The organism is Streptomyces sp. NPDC054863 (assembly GCF_053610825.1).
In genome coordinates this window covers 1-4,141 of record NZ_JBSGZD010000454.1, presented here as the reverse complement: position 1 = coordinate 4,141, position 4,141 = coordinate 1, and the positions used below count along the sequence as shown (strand labels likewise).

Below are 4,141 nucleotides of genomic sequence, written 5' to 3'. Positions count from 1 at the left end.
CCCTCGGCGGGCACCGGGGCCGCGTTCCGGTCCTCCCGAGGATCCTCGTCCCGGTTCTCCCGGGAGCCGTCCAGGGGGACGGAACGCTCCGGCAGCAGTTCCAGCACCGCCTGTCGCTGCGACTCGCTCGTGGCGTCGTCGTACGGGTCGGGGGTGGCGGGTACCTGAAGGCGCATCACCGGGCCCGCGCCGAGCCGGGCGTAACCCCGCCCCGGCGGAACGTCCGGCGTCGGCGTGGTGTGCGGCGGGGCGCCCAGGACGGCCTCGACCTCGGCCGGGGTGGCCGGGCCGAGCACGGCCCGTGCACGCGTGTGGGCGCGTACCGAATCGCTGAGGGTGTCCACCGCGTCGAACTGCTCGGCCACCACCACCGTCACGTTCGCCGCCCGGCCGTGCCGCAGCGGCACCTGGAGCAACTGCTGCGGGTCGGTGCGGCCGTCGGCGGCTGCCAGGTGGCCGAAGACGCTCGGCCGGTCCAGCAGGATCCACAGCGGGCGTCTGGTGTCGTCGGGGGCGCTGCGGCCCGCCTGCCGGGCCCGGTTGGCGGAGATCAGCCGCCGCTCGGTCTCGGACGCGGCCCACTCCAGGCTCGCCAGGGCGCCGGACAGTCCGCACTCGACGGCCAGGACGCCGCTGCGGCCGGTGAGGCAGGCGTACTCGCCGGTGCCGCTGCCCTCGGTGATCAGTACGTCGCCGTCCTCCAGCGCCTGCAGGGCGATCGACCGCAGCAGGCTGGTCGTGCCGCTGCCCGGCTGGCCGACGACCAGCAGGTGGGGCTCGGTGGAGCGCGGTCCGGTCCGCCAGATCACCGGGGTCGCGTCGTGCGGCTCGTCGCCCCCGTGGACGGGGACCGTGCGGGGCACGGCGTCGGCGTCGGTGAAGCCGAGGACGGTCTCGCCGGGGGCGGTGACGAAGCGCTGGGCGGCGATCGTCGTGGGGAGCGCGTCCAGCACCGTCATGACGAGCTGGTTGCCCTCCTCGTCCCAGTCGAAGCGGTACTCGCGGCCACGCCCGGACTTGGCGTGCAGCAAGTGCTCGATGCGGGCCCGGGAGGAGGCCTCGCCGTCGGGGAAGTACGCGGGGTAGCGGATCAGCAGCCGACGCGGCCGGCCGGAGTCGTCGAACTCGTACTCGCTGAAGGCCCTGTCCCACTCGCCGCCGTGCGCGAAGAGCGGGTCGGGGTCCTCGGGCACGGAGAAGTACGGCACCAGCGCCTCGTAGAGGGACTGGAGCCGCTCCGTCTGCTCCGGCGCGGGGCCGGTCTGCACGGGTGCGCGTTCATGGCCCTTCCAGGCAGCCGCGGCCATCACCGTGATCAGGGCGAGCAGCGGCCCGTACGGGATGAGCGCGACCACCAGGACGACGGCACCCACCAGGAACAGCGCGGGACCGCGCTTCTCCTTGGGGGTGCCGGACCAGCGGGCCCGACCGGCCGCGGCGAGCTTGCGCAGGCCGCGGCTGATCGTGATGAGCGGATGGAGCACGTCCGTGGCGCTGTCGGCGGCAGTGCGCGCCAGCTCGCGGCTGCGGGCCACCGAGACACTGCTGCTGCTCAGAATGCGGGGGAGGGGACGCCGGGCCACGTCGGACTCCTGAAGTGAGAGTGGGGGAACGCGGGGTCAGAACTTGATCCCGCCCAAGAGGCTGGCGAGGCTTGCTCCTCCGGCCTTGATGCTCGGGGCGATGGCGGTGCCCGCGAGGTAGAAGCCGAAGAGCGCACAGACCAGGGCGTGGGACGCCTTGAGTCCGTCCTTCCGGAAGAACAGGAAGACGATGATGCCGAGCAGCACGACACCTGAGATGGACAGGATCATGAGTGTTCTCCTGGTTGATGGGGACAGTCACCATGAGTCCTTCCAGGCTCACAGAAAGTATCCGTGCCGCAAATCGTGCAATCGGGTCATTTTTCGTCTTTTTCACTGGACTGGCAGAGCCTGCTGCCCTCGTGGTGATCTTTGCCGTCCGGGGCCCGGCTCATGTCGCCGGACGGGCAGTACCCTGACGATTCACTCGTACGGCTCCCACGCCGTGCACCCCTGGTCACGGCATGAGAAAGGCAGGCTTTCCACGATGAGCGAAGCTCCGGACCCCGAGGTCGTCGAACTGGCGACCAAGATTTTCGATCTTGCCCGGCAGGGCGGGACCGAGGCGCTCGCCGCCTACGTGGACGCGGGAGTCTCGCCGGACCTCACCAACGACCAGGGGCAGACCCTGGTGATGCTCGCGGCGTACCACGGGCACGCGGCTGCGGTGGAGGCGCTGCTGACGCGAGGGGCGGACGCGAACCGCGCGAACGACCGGGGGCAGACGCCGCTCGCCGGCGCCGTCTTCAAGGGTGAGGACGAGGTGGTCCGGGTACTGGTTGCCGGTGGTGCCGACCCGGCGGCCGGAACGCCGTCCGCCGTCGACACCGCCCGGATGTTCGACAAGAAGCACCTGCTGGAGCTGTTCGGCGCCCAGTGAAGGCCTCCTGGTGAGGGGGGACCGGGGGAGGTCGTAAATGTGGTCGCGGTGGCGAAATCGCTGGGCCATCATGACGACGGATTCACAAACACCAGGTGCGGGCAGAAGTCGCCGCATTACGGATATGTGGAACGGGCCCACTCCGGGCCACCGACGAGAGGCAGAGGAAGATGGTCTACATCATCAAGCGAAAGACTGTGACGGGCGGCCGGGCATGTTGGCGCACCGCGTAGGAACGGCACGTTTCCCGGTTGCGTCGACAGTTTGATGTGAGGCCTTTTCCCATGTTTGAACCAGCCATAGCGCCGAGCGGCACACTGCTCGGCCTCCTGCAGAGGGGCCGGGGTGACGGCACGCTCCACGCGCTCGCCGCACCCCGTCCGGAAGCCCTCGCGGCCCTGCACCACTGTGTCCTGAACGACCCCCGCCACGACTGGCAGGTCGAAAACCGATCGCTCTACTACGCCCGCCTCTACCTGGACCTCGACGGCGGCCTCGACGAGATCGAGAGCCACCTCTTCGATGCCGAGGACTTCCTCGACACGGACGAGAACCGGACCGGGCTCGCGCTCGCCGTCCTCGGGCACCTCGCCTCGTACGGCAGGGACGACGCCCTGGTGCTGCTGCGCAAGTACGCCAGGACCGGCACCAACTGGACCTGGGCGCTCGACGAGCTCGCGCTGCGCGACGACGACAGCGGGCTGCGCTCGCTGGCCGGTCCCGTGCTCTCGCGGTTCGCCGCCTCCCCCGAGGGGGACGCGGAGCTGGCCGCCGCCGTGCGCGACGCCTTCGAGCCCAGGCCCTGGCGGCTGTGGGCCGAGGACCCCCGAGACTCGGTGGGCGGCCGGGTGAGGTCGGCGCAGGAACAGGGGTCGTTCGACCGGTGGCAGCGCCAGATGCGACCCGCAGGACCCCGCCCGGGATGGAGCGTGGAAGCCGTCTTCGACTGGGCCCAGCAGGGCCTGGAGCGGGGCGCCGTGCTGCACGTGCCGGCCGCCCGCTGCCTGTCGGCCGTCGCGGGACCCGAGGATCGGCCGACGATCCTCCGGGCGGCGCTCGACGGGGCCGACGGGGCGCGCTGCGCTGCGCTGCACTACCTCGCGGAGTCCCGGGACCCCGCCGTACTCGACCTGATCGAAGCCGCGGCGCAGAGCCCGTCGCCGACCGTCTCCGACGCGGCCGTCGCCGCCTTCGAGCGGATGTGCGGCCCCGAAGCGGTGGACCGGGCCCGCGGCTGGGTCCACCGGCCGGACGCGCTGGGGGCTTCGGCCGCAGGCGTACTGGCCTGCCGCGGAGCGGCGCAGGACGCGCCGCTCGTCCTGGGTGCGCTGCGTGAAGCCGTCCGGGCCGACGGCCCCGACGCGCCGTTGCTGTGGACCCTGGTGGACGGCACCGGCCGCCTCGGGATCTGTGCCGCGGCGCCCGTACTGCGGCACATCTACCGCGAGACCGCCTCCTCCCACCTGCGGCAGCGCGCAGCAGGCGCCCTGGCCGCCACCGATCCGTCCTTCGCCTCCGGCTTCGCCGTCGAGTGCCTGTGGGACTGCGAGGAGACGACGCGGGAAGTCGCCGCACGGCACGCCGAGACCGGCGACGCGCGAGTGGCCGACCGGCTGCGCCGACTGGCCGCCGACCCGGCCGAGGAGGCCGAGGTACAGACCGCCGTACGCAGCCGGAT

Annotated in this window: 4 protein-coding genes; 2 read left to right on the top strand and 2 right to left on the bottom strand. The window is 71.9% G+C overall.

What is annotated here, in order from left to right:
- Both ACWGIG_RS37435 and ACWGIG_RS37430 read right to left on the bottom strand, forming a co-directional pair.
- Positions 1–1,583, bottom strand: a 1,583-nt coding sequence (locus tag ACWGIG_RS37435) for a hypothetical protein (protein ID WP_453326186.1), incomplete at its 3' end; no start/stop codon positions are given.
- A 36-nt stretch (positions 1,584–1,619) separates the two neighbouring features.
- Positions 1,620–1,814 carry a hypothetical protein gene (locus ACWGIG_RS37430; protein WP_018534760.1) on the bottom strand — a complete coding sequence of 65 codons (195 nt, stop codon included), beginning with the start codon at positions 1,812–1,814 and terminating at the stop codon, positions 1,620–1,622.
- A 256-nt stretch (positions 1,815–2,070) separates the two neighbouring features.
- On the opposite strand from ACWGIG_RS37430, the gene ACWGIG_RS37425 reads away from it, so the two are divergent.
- Positions 2,071–2,463 carry an ankyrin repeat domain-containing protein gene (locus ACWGIG_RS37425; RefSeq protein WP_453326185.1) on the top strand — a complete coding sequence of 131 codons (393 nt, stop codon included), beginning with the start codon at positions 2,071–2,073 and terminating at the stop codon, positions 2,461–2,463.
- 284 nt (positions 2,464–2,747) lie between these two features.
- Positions 2,748–4,141: HEAT repeat domain-containing protein (locus ACWGIG_RS37420; RefSeq protein ID WP_453326184.1), on the top strand; the 1,394-nt coding region annotated here is incomplete at its 3' end.

What these genes read in the sequence shown, in the direction of transcription:
- ACWGIG_RS37430 (WP_018534760.1), bottom strand. Translation starts at nt 1,814, where the DNA reads ATGATCCTGTCCATCTCAGGTGTCGTGCTGCTCGGCATCATCGTCTTC.
- ACWGIG_RS37425 (WP_453326185.1), top strand. Translation starts at nt 2,071, where the DNA reads ATGAGCGAAGCTCCGGACCCCGAGGTCGTCGAACTGGCGACCAAGATT.